The organism is Streptomyces fragilis (assembly GCF_003112515.1).
GTDB lineage: Bacteria > Actinomycetota > Actinomycetes > Streptomycetales > Streptomycetaceae > Streptomyces > Streptomyces fragilis.
The window spans coordinates 88,907-107,899 of record NZ_BEVZ01000004.1 but is presented as its reverse complement, the minus strand read 5'-3'; the positions used below and the strand labels follow the sequence as shown (position 1 = coordinate 107,899).

Here is an 18,993-nt window from a genome sequence, read left to right as displayed (position 1 = left end):
GGAGTGGTGGCCCGCGCCGGGCAGCGGGCGGGCGGCGGTACGGAGTGAGGAGTTCGGTGTGGGGGATGCGGCGGTTGGCGCGCGCTCCGGTGGCGGCGACGGATGGCGGAGGCGGTCTCCCGAACCCGGCCCGCAGGAAGGTGAGGACGTGACGCACGGCAGTGACCCCGAAGGTTCCGGCGGGCCGGGTCCGGGAGAGGACGGCGGCCAGGGGGCGCGGCGCGGCTCCTCGAACCAGCAGGTGCGGTCGTTCTGGAAGGAGCTGCCGCTGCTGGTCGTGATCGCGCTGGTCCTGGCACTGGTGATCAAGACGTTCCTGCTGCAGGCGTTCTCCATCCCCTCGGACTCCATGCAGAACACGCTGCAGCGCGGTGACCGGGTCCTGGTCGACAAGCTCACCCCGTGGTTCGGCGCCGAGCCAGAGCGCGGCGAGGTCATCGTCTTCCACGATCCGGACAACTGGCTCGCGGGCCAGCCCGTGGAGGAGCCCAACGCCTTCCAGAAGGTGCTCACCTGGGTCGGTCTGATGCCCTCCTCGGAGGAGCGCGACCTGATCAAGCGCGTGATCGGCGTCGGTGGGGACACCGTCGAGTGCCGCGGCACCGGCAAGGTCGTCGTCAACGGCGTCGCCCTCGACGAGCCGTACGTCTTCCCGGGCAACACCCCCTGCAGCGACGACGACGCCGGGCAGTTCAAGGTCAAGGTGCCCGAGGGCTACCTGTGGGTGATGGGCGACCACCGCCAGAACAGCAAGGACTCCCGCTACAACCAGGAAGACGCCCACAACGGCATGGTCCCGGTGGACGACGTCGTCGGACGCGCCGTGGTGAAGGCGTGGCCGATCGACCGCTGGGGCACCCTGCCGGTGCCGGAGACCTTCGACCAGCCCGCCCTGAACAAGTAGGCAGGGGCCACGCGCCCCGCGGTCCTGCGCCTCGACGCCGTCACGGCCCGCTCCTCCGCCCACGGAGGAGCGGGCCGTGCCTCGTTACGGGACCGGTGTGCGGGCGGGTGCGCCGGGGCGGTGCCTCGTTACGGGACCGGTGTGCGGGTGGGTCTGCCGGGGCGGTGTCCGGTACGGGACCGGTGTGCGGGTGGGTCCTCCCGGGCGGTGCCCGGTTACCGGACCGGGGTGCGGGCCCCGTTCGCCCCGGCGGTGCCCCGGTCCGGGACCGTGCGGCGGCCGTCGGGTGTGAGGAGACCGTGTGGGGAGCCGGTCGTCAGGGGCTGACCAGTTCCCGTACCGCCGGGTAGGGTGCGGGGCCATGGGCAGTGAGAGCAGGACCGACACGGCCGCGGCGAGCAGCGGCGAGGGCGTCGCCGCCCCGAACGCCACTCCGGCCGGCACCCCCGCCGGCAGCCGGCTCGGACATCGGCTCTCGGGCCTGGTGGTCGCGCTGGGCACGCTGCTGTTCCTCGGCGGCTTCGGCTGGGCCGCGCTGATGTACGTGCCGTTCACCGTCCCCACGCTGTCCATGCACCCGACCATCGGCGCCGGTGACCGGGTGCTCGCCCAACGGGTGGACGGCTCGGAGGTGCGGCGCGGCGACGTCGTCGTCTTCGATCAGAAGTCGTGGGCGGACGCCCCCCTCGTCAAGCGCGTGGTGGCGGTCGGCGGCGACACCGTCGCCTGCTGCTCCGACGGAGGTCTCAAGGTGAACGGCCGGCGGATCGACGAGCCCTACACCCGCGACGACCCGTTCGCGACCACGGCGTCCTTCTCCGAGGTCACCGTGCCGAAGGGCAGGCTGTTCCTGCTGGGCGACGACCGCAGCGGCTCCCTCGACTCCACCGCCCACCTCATGGAGAAGGGGGCGGGCACGGTCTCCCGCAGCGCGGTCAAGGGACGGGTGGACGCCGTGGTGTGGCCGATGAAGGGCATGCTCGAGCCCGCCACCGGCTTCCGGGTGCTCGGCGGCGAACCCACCCCGGCGGGACCGCTGACGACCCAGGTGACCCTGGTGGCGGCCGGAGCGCTGATGATCTTCGCAGGGGCCGCCTACGGGCCGGTGGCGGGTCTGCTGGCCCGGCGGCGGGGAACGGCCCCGGCCGGTCGCTGAGACCCCCGGTCCTCCGCGGGTCCGTGCGCCCGCGCCTGCGGGACAGCGACGAGCGGTACTGCCTGGTCAGGCTCGATGCGGCGCGGGACCACCCTGGAGCGGGCGACTTTCGCGCAAGCGCGGTGGCGGACGTGTGGGGAACTCGGGCGGTCGCATGAGACGGTGTACCCCACGGGACTCGCCGGGCCGCTGCTCAGGCTGCTCGGCGCAGGTCCCCCTGCCGGGCCGGAGACCCTTGAGCCGGAAATCGCCTAGGGGCTCGTGGGACTGACGCACAATGGTGGGATCGCACGGCTGAAGGGGAACATGCCATGAGCGCCGAGGACCTCGAGAAGTACGAGACCGAGATGGAGCTGAAGCTCTACCGGGAGTACCGAGACGTCGTCGGACTGTTCACCTACGTGATCGAGACCGAGCGTCGGTTCTACCTCACCAACGACTACGACATGCAGGTGCACTCCGTCCAGGGCGAGGTGTTCTTCGAGGTCACCATGGCCGACGCCTGGGTCTGGGACATGTACCGGCCGGCCCGCTTCGTCAAGAAGGTACGGGTCCTGACGTTCAAGGACGTGAACATCGAGGAGCTCAACAAGACCGATCTGGAGCTCCCGGGCGGCTGACCTGTGGAAAACCGCCACAAAGCGCGAAGAAGCCTCACCCGAAAGGGTGAGGCTTCTGTCGTGTTGAGGCCGCCCGTCCACCAAGATCCACACCGGCCCGCGCGTGAGGTCACGGTGGGTGCCGGAGGTGGTGCCGGATGGGCGCTCAGGACGCACGAGGCGTACACGACGACGTGCGAGGTGCAGGCGACGCAGGGGACCTGCGGGAGGTGAGCCGGTCGACGGCCGGCCGGTCGAGGGCCGACCGGAAGGCCGGGGGGACGGAACAAGCGGTGGGCCTGGCGGCGCGAGGGCCCACCAGGGGTCGCCGCGGAGGGGCGCGCGGTGCGCTCGGCGCCTGGGGCGAGGCACTCGCCGCACGACGGCTGACCGACGCCGGCATGACGGTGCTGGACCGCAATTGGCGGGGCGGTCGGGCCGGAGAAATCGACATCGTCGCGCGGGACGGCGACGCGGTGGTGGTCTGCGAGGTGAAGACGCGCCGCGCCCCGGCGGAGGGCGGGGCGGCCTTCGAGCACCCGATGGCCGCCGTGACGCCCGCGAAGGCCGCCCGGCTGCGCGGCCTGGCCGAGCGGTGGGTGCAGGAGCACGGCGGGGCTCCGCCGGGCGGCGTGCGCATCGACGTGGTCGGCGTGCTGCTGCCCCGGCGCGGAGCGCCGCAGGTCGAGCACGTGCGGGGGGTGGCCTGAGATGGGCTTCGCGCGTACCTGCTCGGTGGCGCTGGTCGGCGCCGAGGGCGTGGTGGTCGAGGTGCAGGCCGACCTGGAACCGGGGGTCGCCGCGTTCACGCTGGTGGGCCTGCCCGACAAGAGCCTCAGCGAGAGCCGTGATCGGGTGCGGGCCGCGGTGGTCAACTCGGGCGCCGCGTGGCCGCAGAAGAAGCTCACCGTCGGCCTCAGCCCGGCCTCGGTTCCCAAGGGCGGCAGCGGGTTCGACCTGGCCGTCGCCTGCGCCGTGCTGGGCGCGGCCGAGCTGATCGACCCGAAGGCGCTGGCCGAGCTGGTGATGATCGGCGAGCTGGGGCTGGACGGCCGGGTGCGGCCGGTGCGCGGCGTCCTGCCGGTGGTGCTGGCCGCCGCGGAGGCCGGCTACCAGCAGGTGGTGGTGCCCGAGTGCGCGGCGGCGGAGGCATCCCTGGTGCCCGGGGTGTCGGTGCTGGGCGTCCGCAGTCTCAGACAGCTGATCGCCGTCCTGACGGACGCACCGGTACCCGAGGAGGAACCGGTGGCGCAGGGCCGTCCCGACGCGATGCTGGCCGGCCTGCGGTTGCCGGGAGCCGCCGCGGCCGTGGGGGTGCCCGGCGGCGCCTTCTCCGAGCAGGGGCACGACCTGGCGGACGTCGCGGGAGGACTGCGGGCGCGGGCCGCCCTGGAGGTCGCCGCGGCGGGCGGCCACCACCTGTTCCTGTCCGGGCCGCCGGGGACGGGCAAGACCATGCTCGCCGAACGCCTGCCGACCCTCCTGCCGCCGCTGGGCCGGCAGGAGTCCCTGGAGGTCACCGCCGTCCACTCGGTGGCCGGGCTGCTGCCGCCGGGCCGCCCGCTGATCGACCGGCCGCCCTACTGCGCCCCCCACCACTCGGCCACCATGCAGGCGCTGGTCGGCGGCGGGAAGGGCACGGCAAGACCGGGCGCCGTCTCCCTGGCCCACCGGGGGGTCCTCTTCCTCGACGAGACGCCGGAATTCAGCCGGGCGGCACTGGACGCGCTGCGGCAGCCGCTGGAGTCGGGCCATGTGGTGATCGCTCGGAGCGAGGGCGTGGTGCGGTTTCCGGCCAAATGTCTGATGGTGCTGGCGGCCAATCCGTGCCCGTGCGGGCGGTTCTCCCGGACCGACGACAGCTGTGAGTGCTCCCCGCACGCGGTGCGGCGCTACCAGGCGCGGATCTCCGGGCCCCTGCTGGACCGGGTCGACCTCCGGGTGCGGGTGGGCCCGGTGACGCGTGCGGAGCTGGCCGGGCGGGGGAGCAGCGGGGAGTCCTCGGCGACCGTCGCGGCCCGGGTGCTGGCCGCCCGGGAGCGCACCGCGGCGCGGCTCGACGGCACGCCGTGGCGGACCAACGGCGAGGTGCCCGGCCGGGAGCTGCGCGGGCGGTGGAGAGCGGCCCTGGGAGCCATGGAGCGCGCGGAGCGGCTCCTGGAGCGCGGCACGCTCACCGCGCGGGGTCTGGACCGGGTGCTGCGGGTGGCCTGGACGGTGGCCGACCTGGTGGGCCACGACCGTCCGGACGCCCATGACGTCGCCTTCGCACTGGAGCTGCGCACCGGCTGCCCGCTGGGCGCGGCCTCGACGATCGGGGAGCTGGTGTGAACGGGGGGACGGCCCGCGCATCGGGCGATGGCTGGGCGGCGGTACCCGGCGACGGCGGGGCGGCGGTGCCTGGCGACGGCGGGGCGGCGGTGCCGGGCGGCGGAGGGCGGCTCGCTCCGCAGGGCGTGGGGGCGTCGCCTCCGCTGCCGGAAGCGGCAGCCCCGGAGGATGCACGCCCCGAGGAGCCGGGGGTGCCGCCTCCGGAGCCGGAGGGGGCCGCCCCGGAGGGTGCGCGCCCCGAGGAGCCGTCTGCCTGCCCGCCGGGCTCGCGCGTGGAGGAGGTGCCCGGGTCCGGGCCGGAAGCGAAGTGGGCGCGGACCCTGCTGACACGGGTGCTGGAGCCCGGGGACGAGGTGGGCGGCCGGTGGCTGCGGGAGCTCGGCCCGGTGGCGCTGGTGCGGCGGCTGCGGGAGGGCGGGCGGCCGCTCGCCGGAGTACGCGCCACACGCTGGGCGGGGTTGTGCGCCCGGGCGGCCGCCGCCGACCCCGCTCGCGACCTGGCCGCGGCCGCGGAGAGCGGGGCCAGGTTCGTGGTGCCCGGCGAGCCGGAGTGGCCCACCCAGCTCGACGACCTCGGCGACGCCCGCCCGGTCGGCCTGTGGATCCGCGGACGGCCCAGCCTGCGGATGTGGGCGCTGCGGTCGGTGGCCGTGGTCGGCGCGCGGGCCTGCACCGAGTACGGGGCGCACGTGTCGGCCGGGCTGGCCGCGGAGCTCGCGGAGCGGGGCTGGGTGGTCGTCTCCGGCGGGGCCTACGGGATCGACGGGGCGGCGCACCGGGGTGCGCTCGGCGCGGGCGGCGCCACGGTGGCCGTCCTGGCCTGCGGTGTGGACCGGCCCTACCCGCGCGGGCACGCCCGGCTGATCGGCCGGATCGCGGAACAGGGCCTGGTGATCGGCGAGCTGCCGCCGGGCGACCACCCCACGCCGTCCCGGTTCGTGCTGCGCAACCGCGTCATCGCCGCGCTCACCCGGGGCACGGTGGTCGTCGAGGCCGCGCGGCGCAGCGGATCCCTGTCCACGGCCCGCGCGGCACGCCGGCTCGGCCGGTTCACCATGGGCGTGCCCGGTCCCGTCACCAGCGGGCTGTCCACCGGCGTGCACCAGTTGCTGCGGGAGGAGGCCGCCCTGGTGACCGACGCGGCCGAGATCGTCGAACTCGTCGGATCGATCGGCGAGCTGGACGAGTTGCCCGAGGGGCCGCTGCTGCCGCGTGACCTGCTCGGGGCCGACGTCCGCCGGGTGCTGGACGCCCTGCCCGCCCGGGGGCCGGTCCCGGTGGCGGAGATCGCCCGCGAGGCGGCGACCACCCCGGACGACGCGGTGGCCAGGCTCTACGAGCTCCGTTCGCTGGGTCATGTCGAACGACACGGCGACGGATGGCAGTTGACACGCCATGCGGTGATCTCGGCGCGGGGCGGCGCGGGGCCGCCGTGAGGTGACCGCTCGGCCGTCCGGGTGGTCCCGACGCCCTTGTGCCGTCTCGGAGTTGAGCCTTCCGGGTGGTCACAGGCGGTGAGCCCCGGGGCTTCGCGGCGTCGACGGACGGGGCGGAGAGGAACGTATCTGCGGATCGGTCCCGGTTCGTCCTTCACGGACTGCGATGCTCCAGTCGCGCTACGCTCACGAAGTTCCCCGGCGCTCCGGTGCGCCGGAGCGCGCGACCGGTACCACGGCAGAACGGCACAAGGCGACGAATGCCCCAGCACACCTCCGGGCCCGACCGGGCGGCGGCGGTCACCCCCGCGGCCCGGGGCAGAGTGCGGCCTCCCGCCCCCTCGACCGTCGACGAGCTGTGGCGGACCTACAAGGCGACCGGGGACGAGCGGCTGCGGGAACAGCTCATCCTGCACTACTCGCCCCTGGTCAAGTACGTGGCCGGCCGGGTGAGCGTGGGGTTGCCGTCCAACGTCGAGCAGGCCGACTTCGTCTCCTCGGGCGTCTTCGGACTGATCGACGCGATCGAGAAGTTCGACGTCGAACGCGAGATCAAGTTCGAGACGTACGCGATCACCCGGATCCGCGGCGCGATGATCGACGAGCTCCGGGCACTGGACTGGATCCCGCGCTCCGTGCGGCAGAAGGCGCGGAACGTGGAGCGCGCCTACGCCACCCTGGAGGCGCGGCTGCGGCGGACGCCCAGCGAGGCCGAGGTGGCCGAAGAGATGGGCGTCACCGTCGAGGAGCTCCACGCCGTCTTCAGCCAGCTCTCGCTGGCCAACGTGGTCGCCCTGGAGGAGGTGCTGCACGGGGGCGGGGAGGGGGGCGGGCGGATGAGCCTGATGGAGACCCTCGAGGACACCGCCGCCGACGACCCGGTCGAGGTGGCCGAGGACCGGGAGCTGCGGCGGCTGCTGGCGCGGGCCGTCAACATGCTGCCGGACCGTGAGAAGACGGTGGTCACGCTCTACTACTACGAGGGCCTGACCCTCGCGGAGATCGGCAACGTGCTCGGGGTGACGGAGAGCCGGGTCAGCCAGATCCACACCAAATCGGTGCTGCAGCTGCGGGCGAAGCTGGCGAGTTTCGGGCGCTGACACGTTCGGGGGCACGGCTCCGTAGAGTGGTGGCGTGCCAAGGATTCGAGCGGCCTCCGTGGCCGAGCACCGGTCGATGCAGCGAGCCGCACTGCTGGACGCTGCGCGGTCCCTGTTGTCCGAGGGCGGTACGGAGGCGCTGACCTTCCCCGCGCTCGCCGAGCGGACGGGGCTGGCGCGGTCGTCCGTCTACGAGTACTTCCGCTCGCGGGGAGCCGTGGTCGAGGAGCTGTGCGCGGTCGACTTCCCGGTCTGGGCCGCGGAGATCGAGGCGGCGATGGCGGCGGCGGACGGCCCGGCCGCGAAGGTCGAGGCCTACGTGCGGCAGCAGCTGTCGCTGGTGGGGGACCGGCGGCACCGGGCCGTGGTCGCCATCTCCGCCGGGGAGCTGGACCAGGGGGCCAGGGAGAAGATCCGTGCGGCGCACGGAGGGCTGGTCGCGATGTTGGGCGGTGCGTTGCGGGAGCTGGGGCACGAGCAGCCGCGGATGGCGGCGATGCTGCTGCAGGGGGTCGTGGACGCGGCGGTGCGGCGGATCGAGCTCGGTGCGGCCGAGGACCCCGCGGAGATCACCGAGGCCGCCGTCCACATGGCCCTCCACGGCGCCCTCACCACCCACACCGGCTGACCCGCCGACCCCGCCCTCCCGGGCCACCGGCCCTACGCCCTCCGGCTCCCCGTCAGGGCCACCAGCCCTACGCCAGCCGGCTGCCTGTAGGGCCACCGGCCCTACCCGGCCCCCCGTCAGGGCCACCGCTGCGGAAGCGGCAGCCCCGGGGGCACCGGGAGGAGGCGGGGCGGGAGGGGGGTGAGGAGGTGGAAGGGGAGCAGGGTGAGCGGGTCGAGGTAGGCGGGGCCGCGACGCAGGCCCCAGTGGAGGCAGACCGCGCCCCCGCAGTGGTCCCCCGCCCCCAGGCCCCCCAGCACGGCCCCCGCCCCCACCGCGTCGCCCCGGCGCACCTCCGGACTCACCGGCTGGAACGTGGTGCGCAACGGCGGATCCCCCGTACCGGTGAGTTCCACGGAGACCACCCCTCGCCCCGCGACCCGCCCCGCGAACGACACCCGCCCCGCCGCCACCGACCGGACCTCCGCGCCCGCCCCGGCCGCCAGGTCCACGCCCCGGTGCCCGCGCCCGTACGCGGAAGGCGGCGGCTCCCATCCCCGCAGCACCGAGGGCCGCACCCCGACCGGCCAGTTCCGGGCGATCCGCGGCACCTCCGCCGCAGGCCCGGAAGGCACCTGGGAGGGCACCCCGGGCACGGCAGGTCCCGAAGGACCGGACCCCGGCCCAGGCCCGGACCCGGGTGCGGGAACGGGCGGCGGCTCGGGCGCGGCCGCCGCCCCCAGCAGCGCCCCGGCCAGCACCGCCAGGGTCCAGCCGCTCCTCCTCCGCCGTCCGTGGGTCCGGTCGTTCCGGTGGGCCCGCGCGTCACGTCGCATCTCTCGCATGCCCGAACCGTCCCGGAAAACGACCGGTGTCCACCCCGTCCTGTGGACTACCCGCCGGTTGTGGACGGCGGCGTCACTCGCGGCCCCGGCAGTCCCGTACACTTTCTGAGGCGATCCGGGTCACCGGGTCGACTTCGCACGCCTCGATGATGGCCCCCGGCGCGAGCCGGCGGCCTGGGTCGGCGCCCCTCGGTCCTTCGTGGCAGGGCGTCGTACGCGGGCGTCAGGCGCGGATGCCGTCCGGTGTCCGCGGCACAACCGAGAATCTCAAGGAGAACGGCCATGGCCGTCGTCACGATGCGGGAGCTGCTGGAGAGCGGCGTCCACTTCGGTCACCAGACCCGTCGCTGGAACCCGAAGATGAAGCGCTTCATCTTCACCGAGCGCAACGGCATCTACATCATCGACCTGCTCCAGTCGCTGTCGTACATCGACCGCGCCTACGAGTTCGTCAAGGAGACCGTCGCCCACGGCGGCACGGTCATGTTCGTCGGCACGAAGAAGCAGGCGCAGGAGGCCATCGCGGAGCAGGCCACCCGCGTCGGCATGCCCTACGTCAACCAGCGCTGGCTGGGCGGCATGCTCACCAACTTCTCGACCGTCTACAAGCGTCTGCAGCGCCTCAAGGAGCTCGAGCAGATCGACTTCGAGGACGTCGCCGCGTCGGGCCTGACCAAGAAGGAGCTCCTGGTCCTCTCCCGCGAGAAGGCCAAGCTGGAGAAGACCCTCGGCGGTATCCGCGAGATGCAGAAGGTGCCCAGCGCCGTCTGGATCGTGGACACCAAGAAGGAGCACATCGCGGTCGGCGAGGCCCGGAAGCTCAACATCCCGGTCGTCGCCATCCTCGACACCAACTGTGACCCCGACGAGGTCGACTACAAGATCCCGGGCAACGACGACGCGATCCGCTCCGTCACCCTGCTCACCCGCGTGATCGCCGACGCCGTGGCGGAGGGCCTGATGGCCCGCTCCGGCAGCGCCGAGAGCAAGGGCGAGAAGGCCGCCGGCGAGCCGCTGGCCGAGTGGGAGCGCGACCTGCTCGAGGGCGACAAGAAGACCGACGCCGAGGCCGAGAAGCCGGCCGAGGCCCCCGCCGCGGAGGCCCCGGCCGCCGAGGCCCCGGCTGCCGACGAGGCGCCCGCCGCCGAGGCCGAGAAGCCCGCCGAGGGCGAGCAGGCCTGACGCCCGGTCCCCGGGCCGTGAGGTCCGGGGCGGCGATGCCCGTACGGCTGATCGTGTGACCACACGGCGGGCGGCGCCCTCCGCGCCGCCCGCCGTGCCGGTCGATCCGCACCTGCGGGGTCCGCGTCCCGTGGGGTCCGCACCGTCGGACCCGCACACCGCCGGGCCCACGACCGTGCCGTCCGGGCCGCAGATCTTCCATTCGCACTCGTACTCCGAGAAGAGAAGCACAGACATGGCGAACTACACCGCCGCCGACGTCAAGAAGCTGCGTGAGCTCACCGGCGCCGGCATGATGGACTGCAAGAAGGCCCTGGACGAGGCCAACGGCGACGTGGACGCGGCCGTCGAGGCGCTCCGCATCAAGGGCCAGAAGGGCGTCGCCAAGCGCGAGGGCCGTTCCGCCGAGAACGGCGCCGTCGTCGAAATCATCGCCGACGACAACTCCGCCGGCGTCATCGTCGAGCTGAAGTGCGAGACGGACTTCGTCGCCAAGGGCGAGAAGTTCCAGGCCGTGGCCAACGCCATCGCCGAGCACGTCGTGAAGACCTCCCCGGCCGACATCGACGCCCTGCTCGCCTCCGAGATCGAGGCCGGCAAGACCGTGCAGGCGTTCGTGGACGAGGCCAACGCGAACCTGGGCGAGAAGATCGTCCTGGACCGCTTCGCCCAGTTCAAGGACGGCTACGTCCTGGCGTACATGCACCGCACCATGCCGGACCTGCCCCCGCAGATCGGTGTCCTCGTCGAGCTCGACAAGGAGAACGCCGAGGTCGCCAAGGGCATCGCCCAGCACATCGCCGCGTTCGCGCCGCAGTGGCTCTCCAAGGAGGACGTCCCGGCCGACGTCGTCGAGAAGGAGCGTCGCATCGCCGAGGAGACCACCCGCGCCGAGGGCAAGCCCGAGGCCGCGATCGCCAAGATCGTCGAGGGTCGCGTCAACGGCTTCTTCAAGGACGCCACCCTGCTGGGCCAGCCCTACGCGCTGGACAACAAGAAGTCCGTCCAGAAGGTTCTGGACGAGGCCGGTGTCACCCTGAAGCGCTTCGCGCGCATCAAGGTCGGCATCTGAGTCAGTACCGTGATCGGCGGATCCGACCGCTAAGGTCGGAAGCAGTCGTCCGGGTACGCCGCCGCGCACTCGCGCGCGGCGGGCGACAACAGATCTGACGAGGGAGGCCATTGCCGCATGGGATGCGAACCACACCCCACCGGCAATGGCCTTCTTCGTGTGTGTGCACTGCAAACGAAGTGAGACTCCCCATGACCACGAAGGCCGAGAAGAGCGACGACGGCAAAGTACGCGGCCGGTATCTGCTGAAGCTGTCCGGTGAAGCGTTCGCCGGCGGCGGCGGACTCGGCGTCGACCCGGACGTGGTGCATGCCATCGCGCGCGAGATCGCCGCCGTGGTCCGTGACGGAGCGGAGATCGCCGTCGTCATCGGCGGCGGCAACTTCTTCCGCGGCGCGGAGCTGCAGCAGCGCGGCATGGACCGCGCCCGATCCGACTACATGGGCATGCTCGGCACGGTGATGAACTGCCTCGCCCTCCAGGACTTCCTGGAGAAGGAGGGCATCGACTCGCGCGTGCAGACGGCGATCACCATGGGCCAGGTCGCCGAGCCCTACATCCCCCTGCGCGCCGTGCGGCACCTGGAGAAGGGCCGCGTGGTCATCTTCGGCGCCGGCATGGGCATGCCCTACTTCTCCACCGACACCACCGCGGCCCAGCGCGCCCTGGAGATCGACGCCGAGGCCCTGCTGATGGGCAAGAACGGCGTCGACGGGGTCTACGACTCCGACCCGCGCACCAACCCGTCCGCGGTCAAGTACGACGCGCTGAGCTACGGCGAGGTCATCACCCGCGATCTCAAGGTCGCCGACATGACCGCCATCACGCTGTGCCGCGACAACGACCTGCCGATCCTGGTCTTCGAACTGCTGTCGGCGGGCAATATCGCCAGGGCCGTCAATGGTGAGAAGATCGGCACGCTCGTGGGCGACGCGGGCGGCCGGGACTGACCGGCGAACCTCACCCGGCGTTGCCGGGTGAGGTCCCTGGTCCGGGCGACGACCTGGCCGGGGGATGGACAATGTCCTGCCGGTCCGGAACCGTGCAGGAAGAAGACGCGACGCAACCGTCCGCCGGCGCGCACAGGAGCGGCGGACGGGCCTACTTCAAGACACGCAGGAGCAAGTGGTGATCGAAGAGACCCTCCTCGAGGCCGAGGAGAAGATGGAGAAGGCCGTCGTGGTCGCCAAGGAGGACTTCGCCGCGATCCGCACCGGCCGTGCGCACCCGGCGATGTTCAACAAGATCGTGGCCGACTACTACGGCGCGCTGACGCCGATCAACCAGCTGGCCTCGTTCTCCGTGCCGGAGCCGCGCATGGCCGTGGTGACCCCGTTCGACAAGAGCGCGCTGCGCAACATCGAGCAGGCGATCCGGGACTCCGACCTCGGCGTGAACCCGAGCAACGACGGCAACATCATCCGCGTGACGTTCCCCGAGCTGACCGAGGAGCGCCGTCGCGACTACATCAAGGTCGCGAAGACCAAGGGTGAGGACGCCAAGGTCTCGATCCGTTCCGTGCGCCGCAAGGCCAAGGACGCCATCGACAAGCTGATCAAGGACGGCGAGGTCGGCGAGGACGAGGGCCGTCGCGCCGAGAAGGAGCTGGACGACACCACCGCCAAGTACGTCGCCCAGGTCGACGAGCTGCTCAAGCACAAGGAAGCGGAGCTGCTCGAAGTCTGATGAACGACTCTTCCTGGGGGGCGCCGCCGCAGGCAGGACACGGGTGGCCGTCCGAGCACGAGCAGAGGTATGGACCGCCCGGCGGCCCCGTCCAGGGAGCTGTTCCGACGGGTCCGGCGTACGATGCGCATGCGGCGCACGCGCCGCATGAGGCGTACGCGGCGCCGGTGGCGCAGGACGTCCCCGCGGCGTCCGGGCCGTACGGCGCCTACGGGCAGCCGTACGGCGCGCCCGCCCAGGAGGGTGTCGTCCCCGCACAGCACGGGACCGCGCGGCAGAGCACCGCGGGGCATGTGAGCGCGGAGCACGGGGCATTCGTGCCGCAGGGCGACGCCGTCCAGCACACCCGCCCCATGCCCGTCGTCAGCGAGAAGCCGCAGGAGCCCATGTCCGACGCCTCCCAGCCGCCCCCGGCCGCCCCGCACGGGCCCGAGGAACCGCGGCAGCGGAAGAAGAAGAGCGCGGGACGCGACCTCGGCGCCGCGATAGGCGTCGGCGTCGGACTGGGCGCCGTCGTCCTGGTCGCGCTCTTCGTGGTGAAGGCCGTCTTCGTCGGGGTCGTGGTGGCCGCGGTGGCCGTCGGCCTGTGGGAGCTCACCTCGCGGATGGCCGAGCGCAAGGGGATCAAGGCGCCGCAGGTGCCGCTGATCGCCGGCGGCGCGGCGATGGTGATCGCCGGTTACGCGGCCGGTCCCGAGGGCGCCTGGGTGGCCACGGCGTTCACCGCGCTGGCGGTGATGGTGTGGCGGATGGCCTCGCCGCCGCAGGACTACCTGCGGGACGTCACGGCCGGTCTGTTCGCCACGTTCTACGTGCCGTTCCTGGCGACGTTCGTCTCCCTCATGCTGACCGCCGACGACGGTCCGCAGCGCGTGCTCACCTTCGTCCTGCTGACGATCGTCAGCGACACCGGCGCCTACGCGGTGGGGTGGCGGTTCGGCACCCACAAGCTGGCGCCGCGGATCAGCCCCGGCAAGACCCGCGAGGGCCTGCTGGGCGCGATCGGCTTCTCCATGGCCGCGGGCGTGCTCTGCATGACGCTGCTGGTGGACGACGGCGCCTGGTGGCAGGGCATGCTGATGGGCGCGGCCGTCGCGGTCAGTGCCACGCTGGGCGACCTCGGCGAGTCGATGATCAAGCGGGACCTGGGCATCAAGGACATGGGCGCGCTGCTGCCGGGCCACGGCGGCATCATGGACCGCCTGGACTCCCTCCTCCCCACGGCCCCCGTGGTCTGGCTCCTGCTCGAGATCTTCGTCGGCAGCTGAGCGTCCGGCCACTGCTGGGACCCCCGCTCTGCCCCGAAGGCCGAGCGGGGCTTCCGCGTTCGCGAGGTCGATTCAGGAGGTGCCGTCAAGACCCATGAGCACGGAATAGGCGGACTCGGCCTGCCGGCCCGGAGCGGCGTCGGGGCGCGCGTGGTCCAGGAAGCTCTGGGTGGCGCCGTGGTGGACGATGCGGCCGTCCTTCATGAGGGAGACCGTGTTCGCCTCGTCGGCCAGGTCGGCCACGTCGTGTGTGGACATCAGCACCGGTACACGGGCGGCGACCTTGCGCACCACGTCACGAAAGACCGTGCGTTGGTGAGGGTCGAGGCCGGCCGTGGGCTCGTCGAGGAGGATGATCAGCGCGTCGTGTGCCAGGGCGCAGGCGATGCCAACGCGGCGCAGCTGTCCGCCGGAGAGCCTGGCGGTCTTCTGACCGCTCTGCTCAGAGAGATCCACTTGCTCGAGGGCCTCTCCAGCCCGCTCCCAGGCGTCGGTGCGGCTCTCCCCCTTCAGCCACGCCACGTACGCCACGTACTCGCGGGCAGTCAGCTGACGTGAGGTGGGCACCCGCTGGGGCAGCCAAGCCACCTGACGACGGAATTCGCGGCTGGCCGAGGTGAGGGGTGCCTCTTTGAACCTGACTCGGCCGGCCAGCGGCGTGGCCGTTCCCGCCAGCAAGGACAAGGTCGTTGATTTGCCGGCCCCATTGGGTCCGAGCAAGATCGTCAGGCCTTCGCTGGGGATTTCGTAGCTGAAATTGGCGAGAACCGGCCGCTCCCAGCGGTGGTAGCGGAAGGTGACATGGTCGAGCAGCAGAGTCATCGGGCGGTCCTTGGTGTGCAGCAGACGAGGGACAGGACCCCGGCCAGGAAGACGATGAGGGATCCGGCGGTGGCGTGGGTGACGTGCGCCGCCTCGGTGACCATGACCCACGGGTAGGGGTCGTTGCGGCTCCGCCCGCCGACGAACATGGCCTGGATCGTCCAGAAGACAGGGAGCAGGGGGGCGCGGTGGCCGAGCAAAGGCCAGGCGCCGAGCGATAGCCCGCAGAAGAGGAGGTTGTTCCGCGCCGCCACCAAAGTGGTTGGCGACTCCAGAAGTGACATTGCCGCCGCCGCCGCTGTCGCCAGGAGGGCGAAACCAGACACCAGCAGGACGTCCCTGGTGTCGAGACGGCGGACGGCGGACCGCTCCACGGCGGGCATCCGCCTCTCGAGGCAGGCGACCAAGGCGATGCTGGGAATGAGAGCGACGAAATTGCTGAGTTCCGTCATTGTCCCGTAATGTCCCAGGAGGGAGGGGAATGCCAGAATCACTCCGCCGGTCGCACCGATGCCGGCGAGAAAAGCGAGCATCGTGAAGGGCAGCATGGCGAGAGCGCCTCGTTGCCGTAGCCACCACAGCATGATCAGTGACCTGCCTGGCAAGCGGAACGGATTTGCTGGCGATACCAGGCCTTCCGCTCCTCCGAGGACAAATCATTCACTCTGTCCGTTTCGGAGAGGAGTTGCTCCCGGCTCTGTCCGTGGCTGAATCCTTCGGTCTCTCGTGAGAGCCATGTCAGGTAATTGTCGCGAACACCGATGATTTCGGCCACCCACAAGGTGGGGTAGTGCAGCGTGTTCCAGTCAGGGTTCTCGCAGGGCATACCGACCACGGAGATGGCAATGTTCTCGCGCAGCGCCCGGTCCGCCTCATCAGGTGCAAGTGCGAGAGTCCAGTGGTCTCCTGTGGTGTCGATCCGCTGCTTCTCGGCCACGGTGACATCGGTAATGCGCTCCGGCTCCCGGACGAGGACCCCCGCGGCTTTCAAGCGCCCCGTCATTGCCTTGATGCCTTCCCGTACCTCATCGATGTGAGCCGCCCCGGCTTCGGGAAGACAGACTTCGGGTTCCTCGCCCACGCACGTCACGGGAGCCAGTCCCCGGGACGTGGGAGGCATGGAGCGCCAGTCCATGGTGATGGCATAGGCGCCGAGCAGCCCACCCGTCGTGACGACCAGTGCTAGGGCGGCGGAGCGCACCTGCAGGCGGCGAGGGCCCGCCAGCGCCACGCACGCGACGGACAGGCAGACCGTGGGCAGGAGAGCAGCCGCGGTCATGGCCGGTGAGTAGGCCTGGCCGAAACCTACCCAGGAGATCGAACCGGTGACATGGTGGGCCCAGTAGTAGTCCGTGCCCAGCGGAAAGCTGGTGCCGACGAACACCGCCACCGCGAGAAGAGGGGCGGAGTACAGCGCGTGCAGCCGTCGACCGATGACGAAGCCGATGACGGAGTGCGCGGTGAGTAGAACCACCACTATGGCTAGAAGTTGGAGGGTGTAAAGGTCGGGTGAGGCCCCGACCAGCCACAGGCTGGCTGCCATGATCCCGGCGGTCGGGATCGACAGGCACGCCACGGTGATGAGGACAGGCTGCAGCGCGATACGCCAAGTCGGTATGGCGGCGCCGAGTTCCCATGTGCCGAGAGCTTTGAGGCGTGTCGCCTCTACGGCGGTCAGTCCGGCCGCAGCCGCGGCCGCCATCGGCGCCGGCGCGTGCACCGCATAGGAAGCTGCCTGGGTCGCCCAAGGCATGGCGACGAGCTGTTCGATGTGTCGCGTACTGGTGAGGAAGATGTACGAGAAGAGCAGGCCGACCAACGGGAGGGCGGGCACTGCCGGGTGGGTCCGAAGAACGGTGGGTAGTCGCATAGAGCCCTCGTAGGGTGCAATGCCGGACCTCTGCGCGTCAGGCGCGGAGGTCCGGCAGGGTCAGTCAGCCAGCGTGGTGTCGACCTGCACCTTGGTCACGAGGAGGGCGCAGCTTAGGCACCCGGAACCGATTTTCTCGATCTCGAAGTAGTAGCTGTCGTAAGGCAGCCCGGACTCGGTCGCAGTGCTCTTGTAGCCGGAGCCCTTGAAACAGTTGGTGAAGGTGGAGGTGTCGTGCTTGGTGTCGTAACCGAAGTCGATCTGCTGCCAGAGGGCGACATCGGTGCTCTTCCTGCCATAGACGTCCGTGCAGTCGGTGAAGTTTATCTCGTTGTACGACTCGTCGACCCACTGCTGGGACAGCTTTCCTTCGGGACCCCCCCAGTTGCTCGCGCTCCAGGCCCACGCACCGGTGGTGGCGGTGAACGTCAGAGCCGCTGCGGCGCCGAGGACGACAGAGGCTCTGCGCAGACCTAGTCCAGCCATCGAAATTACCTCCCCTTCCTTCCGGCCGTCCGAGTTCGCTTCGAACTGAAAACCGAAAAGCGGGGGAACTGCAACAGTGATCTTGCGGTGGCGTGGAGGTTAAGGAGAAACGGCGTGGCCGATCCGGGTGGCGGGTCCGGGTCGGCGAGGGCGACTCTCTGGAGGGACTCCTGACCGTTGCAAGACGGTGGCGAAGAGCTGTGGGCCCAGGTGCCGCCGGGCTTGAGACGTGACCGGCAAGCACGTCTGCCGGCCGTGGGGAGAGGGGGCAGGGGACCCGAGACTCGGTGACGACCGTGATGCAAGGCTCGGGCCGCAGGTCACGCAAGTTGATCTGCGACACTGGACGAGCCATGCCTAAGCCCGGAGAACTCACTTTCGTCGCCCCGCGCGGAGCCAAGAAGCCGCCGCGGCACCTCGCCGACCTCACGCCCGCCGAGCGCAAGGAAGCGGTGGCCGCGATCGGCGAGAAGCCGTTTCGCGCCAAGCAGCTCTCGACGCACTACTTCGCGCGGTACGCGCACGACCCGGAGCAGTGGACGGACATCCCCGCCGCCTCGCGGGCCAAGCTCCGGGAGGCGCTGCTTCCCGAGCTGATGACCCCGCTGCGGCACCTGTCCACGGACGAGGGCACCACCCGCAAGACGCTGTGGAAGATGTTCGACGGCACGCTCGTCGAGTCCGTGCTGATGCGGTACCCGGACCGGGTGACCATGTGCATCAGCTCCCAGGCCGGCTGCGGCATGAACTGCCCGTTCTGCGCCACCGGCCAGGCCGGGCTGGACCGGAACCTGTCCACCGCGGAGATCGTCCACCAGATCGTCGACGGCATGCGCGCGCTGCGCGACGGGGAGATCCCCGGCGGTCCGGCGCGGCTGAGCAACATCGTGTTCATGGGCATGGGCGAGCCGCTCGCCAACTACAACCGGGTGACCGGGGCGATCCGCCGGCTCACCGACCCGGAGCCCGACGGGCTCGGGCTGTCGCAGCGCGGCATCACCGTGTCGACGGTCGGCCTGGTGCCCGCGATCAACCGGTTCTCCGACGAGGGCTTCAAGTGCCGCCTGGCGATCTCGCTGCACGCCCCCGACGACGAGCTGCGCGACACGCTGGTCCCGGTGAACACGCGCTGGAAGGTGCGTGAGGTGCTGGACGCCGGCTGGGAGTACGCCGCGAAGTCGGGGCGCCGGCTGTCCATCGAGTACGCGCTGATCCGCGACATCAACGACCAGGCCTGGCGCGGTGACCGGCTGGGCCGGCTGCTCAGGGGCAAGCCCGCGCACGTCAACCTGATCCCGCTGAACCCGACGCCGGGCTCCAAGTGGACCGCCTCGCGGCCCGAGGACGAGAAGGCCTTCGTCGAGGCGATCGCCGCGCACGGTGTGCCGGTGACGGTCCGCGACACCCGCGGGCAGGAGATCGACGGGGCCTGTGGTCAGCTGGCCGCCACAGAGCGGTAATCTGGCCACACCACACATCCGAATAGCGATTATCCGACAGGGGAGCGCTGCAGCGCTGAGAGTGCGGTACCGACCGCAGACCCTCTGAACCTCGCCCAGGTCATTCTGGGTAGGGAGTTCGGTCGACTCGAGCTGTTGCGCCCTGCCCGGTGACCTTCGGAGGTCACCG

At 71.4% G+C, this 18,993-nt stretch carries 19 protein-coding genes; 14 read left to right on the top strand and 5 right to left on the bottom strand.

Annotated elements, in window-relative coordinates:
- Window positions 1-58: 58 nt before the first annotated feature.
- From lepB (Sfr03f_RS13695) to Sfr03f_RS13660, 8 genes are all read left to right on the top strand, one after another.
- Window positions 59-904, top strand: coding sequence for a signal peptidase I (lepB, locus tag Sfr03f_RS13695; protein ID WP_170145083.1), 846 nt, complete (start codon window positions 59-61; stop codon window positions 902-904).
- A 361-nt stretch (window positions 905-1,265) separates the two neighbouring features.
- On the top strand, window positions 1,266-2,060 hold the full coding sequence (gene lepB / locus Sfr03f_RS13690; protein WP_108954179.1) for a signal peptidase I: 795 nt from the start codon (window positions 1,266-1,268) through the stop codon (window positions 2,058-2,060).
- A 311-nt stretch (window positions 2,061-2,371) separates the two neighbouring features.
- Complete coding sequence (locus tag Sfr03f_RS13685; protein ID WP_108954178.1) at window positions 2,372-2,680, top strand: DUF2469 domain-containing protein; 309 nt, start codon at window positions 2,372-2,374, stop codon at window positions 2,678-2,680.
- Between the two features lie 272 nt (window positions 2,681-2,952).
- Complete coding sequence (locus Sfr03f_RS13680; protein WP_245967556.1) at window positions 2,953-3,369, top strand: YraN family protein; 417 nt, start codon at window positions 2,953-2,955, stop codon at window positions 3,367-3,369.
- A gap of 1 nt (window position 3,370) precedes the next feature.
- Window positions 3,371-4,990 carry a YifB family Mg chelatase-like AAA ATPase gene (locus Sfr03f_RS13675; protein ID WP_108954176.1) on the top strand — a complete coding sequence of 540 codons (1,620 nt, stop codon included), beginning with the start codon at window positions 3,371-3,373 and terminating at the stop codon, window positions 4,988-4,990.
- Between the two features lie 281 nt (window positions 4,991-5,271).
- A complete protein-coding gene (gene dprA, locus Sfr03f_RS13670) occupies window positions 5,272-6,426 on the top strand; it encodes a DNA-processing protein DprA (RefSeq protein ID WP_108954963.1) in 1,155 nt (384 codons plus the stop codon).
- 260 nt (window positions 6,427-6,686) lie between these two features.
- A complete protein-coding gene (gene whiG, locus Sfr03f_RS13665) occupies window positions 6,687-7,526 on the top strand; it encodes an RNA polymerase sigma factor WhiG (protein WP_108954175.1) in 840 nt (279 codons plus the stop codon).
- 58 nt (window positions 7,527-7,584) lie between these two features.
- Window positions 7,585-8,154 (top strand): TetR/AcrR family transcriptional regulator, encoded by a 570-nt coding sequence (locus Sfr03f_RS13660; RefSeq protein ID WP_108954174.1) that lies wholly within the window; start codon window positions 7,585-7,587, stop codon window positions 8,152-8,154.
- Between the two features lie 116 nt (window positions 8,155-8,270).
- Here the strand turns inward: Sfr03f_RS13660 and Sfr03f_RS13655 are convergent, their stop codons facing one another.
- Window positions 8,271-8,768 (bottom strand): peptidoglycan DD-metalloendopeptidase family protein, encoded by a 498-nt coding sequence (locus Sfr03f_RS13655; protein ID WP_435841908.1) that lies wholly within the window; start codon window positions 8,766-8,768, stop codon window positions 8,271-8,273.
- A 492-nt stretch (window positions 8,769-9,260) separates the two neighbouring features.
- Here Sfr03f_RS13655 and rpsB point away from each other — a divergent pair, with 492 nt between their 5' ends.
- The 5 genes from rpsB (at window position 9,261) to Sfr03f_RS13630 (ending at window position 14,186) form a co-directional block, all read left to right on the top strand.
- Window positions 9,261-10,160: a 30S ribosomal protein S2 gene (rpsB, locus tag Sfr03f_RS13650; protein WP_108954173.1), complete on the top strand. Its 900-nt coding sequence runs from the start codon at window positions 9,261-9,263 to the stop codon at window positions 10,158-10,160.
- A gap of 235 nt (window positions 10,161-10,395) precedes the next feature.
- Window positions 10,396-11,232, top strand: coding sequence for a translation elongation factor Ts (gene tsf, locus Sfr03f_RS13645; RefSeq protein WP_108954961.1), 837 nt, complete (start codon window positions 10,396-10,398; stop codon window positions 11,230-11,232).
- Between the two features lie 191 nt (window positions 11,233-11,423).
- On the top strand, window positions 11,424-12,182 hold the full coding sequence (gene pyrH / locus Sfr03f_RS13640) for a UMP kinase (protein ID WP_108954172.1): 759 nt from the start codon (window positions 11,424-11,426) through the stop codon (window positions 12,180-12,182).
- Between the two features lie 178 nt (window positions 12,183-12,360).
- Window positions 12,361-12,918 (top strand): ribosome recycling factor, encoded by a 558-nt coding sequence (frr, locus tag Sfr03f_RS13635; protein WP_073937044.1) that lies wholly within the window; start codon window positions 12,361-12,363, stop codon window positions 12,916-12,918.
- Window positions 12,918-14,186 (top strand): phosphatidate cytidylyltransferase, encoded by a 1,269-nt coding sequence (locus tag Sfr03f_RS13630; protein WP_108954171.1) that lies wholly within the window; start codon window positions 12,918-12,920, stop codon window positions 14,184-14,186. The genes frr and Sfr03f_RS13630 overlap by 1 nt, the downstream gene beginning before the upstream one ends.
- A gap of 72 nt (window positions 14,187-14,258) precedes the next feature.
- Here Sfr03f_RS13630 and Sfr03f_RS13625 read toward each other — a convergent pair whose 3' ends face one another.
- The 4 genes from Sfr03f_RS13625 to Sfr03f_RS13610 are packed head-to-tail and all read right to left on the bottom strand — an operon-like array spanning window position 14,259 to window position 17,364.
- The gene (locus Sfr03f_RS13625) at window positions 14,259-15,008 is read right to left on the bottom strand and encodes an ATP-binding cassette domain-containing protein (RefSeq protein ID WP_108954170.1); all 750 of its coding nucleotides are present in this window, start codon (window positions 15,006-15,008) and stop codon (window positions 14,259-14,261) included.
- A complete protein-coding gene (locus tag Sfr03f_RS13620) occupies window positions 15,005-15,556 on the bottom strand; it encodes a hypothetical protein (protein ID WP_245967555.1) in 552 nt (183 codons plus the stop codon). The genes Sfr03f_RS13625 and Sfr03f_RS13620 overlap by 4 nt, the downstream gene beginning before the upstream one ends.
- 38 nt (window positions 15,557-15,594) lie before the next feature.
- A complete protein-coding gene (locus Sfr03f_RS13615; RefSeq protein WP_108954168.1) occupies window positions 15,595-16,878 on the bottom strand; it encodes a DUF7224 domain-containing protein in 1,284 nt (427 codons plus the stop codon).
- A 60-nt stretch (window positions 16,879-16,938) separates the two neighbouring features.
- Window positions 16,939-17,364, bottom strand: coding sequence for a hypothetical protein (locus Sfr03f_RS13610; RefSeq protein ID WP_108954167.1), 426 nt, complete (start codon window positions 17,362-17,364; stop codon window positions 16,939-16,941).
- A 353-nt stretch (window positions 17,365-17,717) separates the two neighbouring features.
- Here Sfr03f_RS13610 and rlmN point away from each other — a divergent pair, with 353 nt between their 5' ends.
- Window positions 17,718-18,824, top strand: coding sequence for a dual-specificity RNA methyltransferase RlmN (rlmN, locus tag Sfr03f_RS13605; RefSeq protein ID WP_108954166.1), 1,107 nt, complete (start codon window positions 17,718-17,720; stop codon window positions 18,822-18,824).
- The last annotated feature ends 169 nt before the right edge of the window (window positions 18,825-18,993 follow it).

What these genes read in the sequence shown, in the direction of transcription:
- lepB (WP_108954179.1), top strand. Translation starts at nt 1,266, where the DNA reads ATGGGCAGTGAGAGCAGGACCGACACGGCCGCGGCGAGCAGCGGCGAG.
- Sfr03f_RS13685 (WP_108954178.1), top strand. Translation starts at nt 2,372, where the DNA reads ATGAGCGCCGAGGACCTCGAGAAGTACGAGACCGAGATGGAGCTGAAG.
- Sfr03f_RS13675 (WP_108954176.1), top strand. Translation starts at nt 3,371, where the DNA reads ATGGGCTTCGCGCGTACCTGCTCGGTGGCGCTGGTCGGCGCCGAGGGC.
- whiG (WP_108954175.1), top strand. Translation starts at nt 6,687, where the DNA reads ATGCCCCAGCACACCTCCGGGCCCGACCGGGCGGCGGCGGTCACCCCC.
- rpsB (WP_108954173.1), top strand. Translation starts at nt 9,261, where the DNA reads ATGGCCGTCGTCACGATGCGGGAGCTGCTGGAGAGCGGCGTCCACTTC.
- tsf (WP_108954961.1), top strand. Translation starts at nt 10,396, where the DNA reads ATGGCGAACTACACCGCCGCCGACGTCAAGAAGCTGCGTGAGCTCACC.
- pyrH (WP_108954172.1), top strand. Translation starts at nt 11,424, where the DNA reads ATGACCACGAAGGCCGAGAAGAGCGACGACGGCAAAGTACGCGGCCGG.
- Sfr03f_RS13630 (WP_108954171.1), top strand. Translation starts at nt 12,918, where the DNA reads ATGAACGACTCTTCCTGGGGGGCGCCGCCGCAGGCAGGACACGGGTGG.
- Sfr03f_RS13625 (WP_108954170.1), bottom strand. Translation starts at nt 15,008, where the DNA reads ATGACTCTGCTGCTCGACCATGTCACCTTCCGCTACCACCGCTGGGAG.
- Sfr03f_RS13620 (WP_245967555.1), bottom strand. Translation starts at nt 15,556, where the DNA reads ATGCTGCCCTTCACGATGCTCGCTTTTCTCGCCGGCATCGGTGCGACC.
- Sfr03f_RS13615 (WP_108954168.1), bottom strand. Translation starts at nt 16,878, where the DNA reads ATGCGACTACCCACCGTTCTTCGGACCCACCCGGCAGTGCCCGCCCTC.
- Sfr03f_RS13610 (WP_108954167.1), bottom strand. Translation starts at nt 17,364, where the DNA reads ATGGCTGGACTAGGTCTGCGCAGAGCCTCTGTCGTCCTCGGCGCCGCA.
- rlmN (WP_108954166.1), top strand. Translation starts at nt 17,718, where the DNA reads ATGCCTAAGCCCGGAGAACTCACTTTCGTCGCCCCGCGCGGAGCCAAG.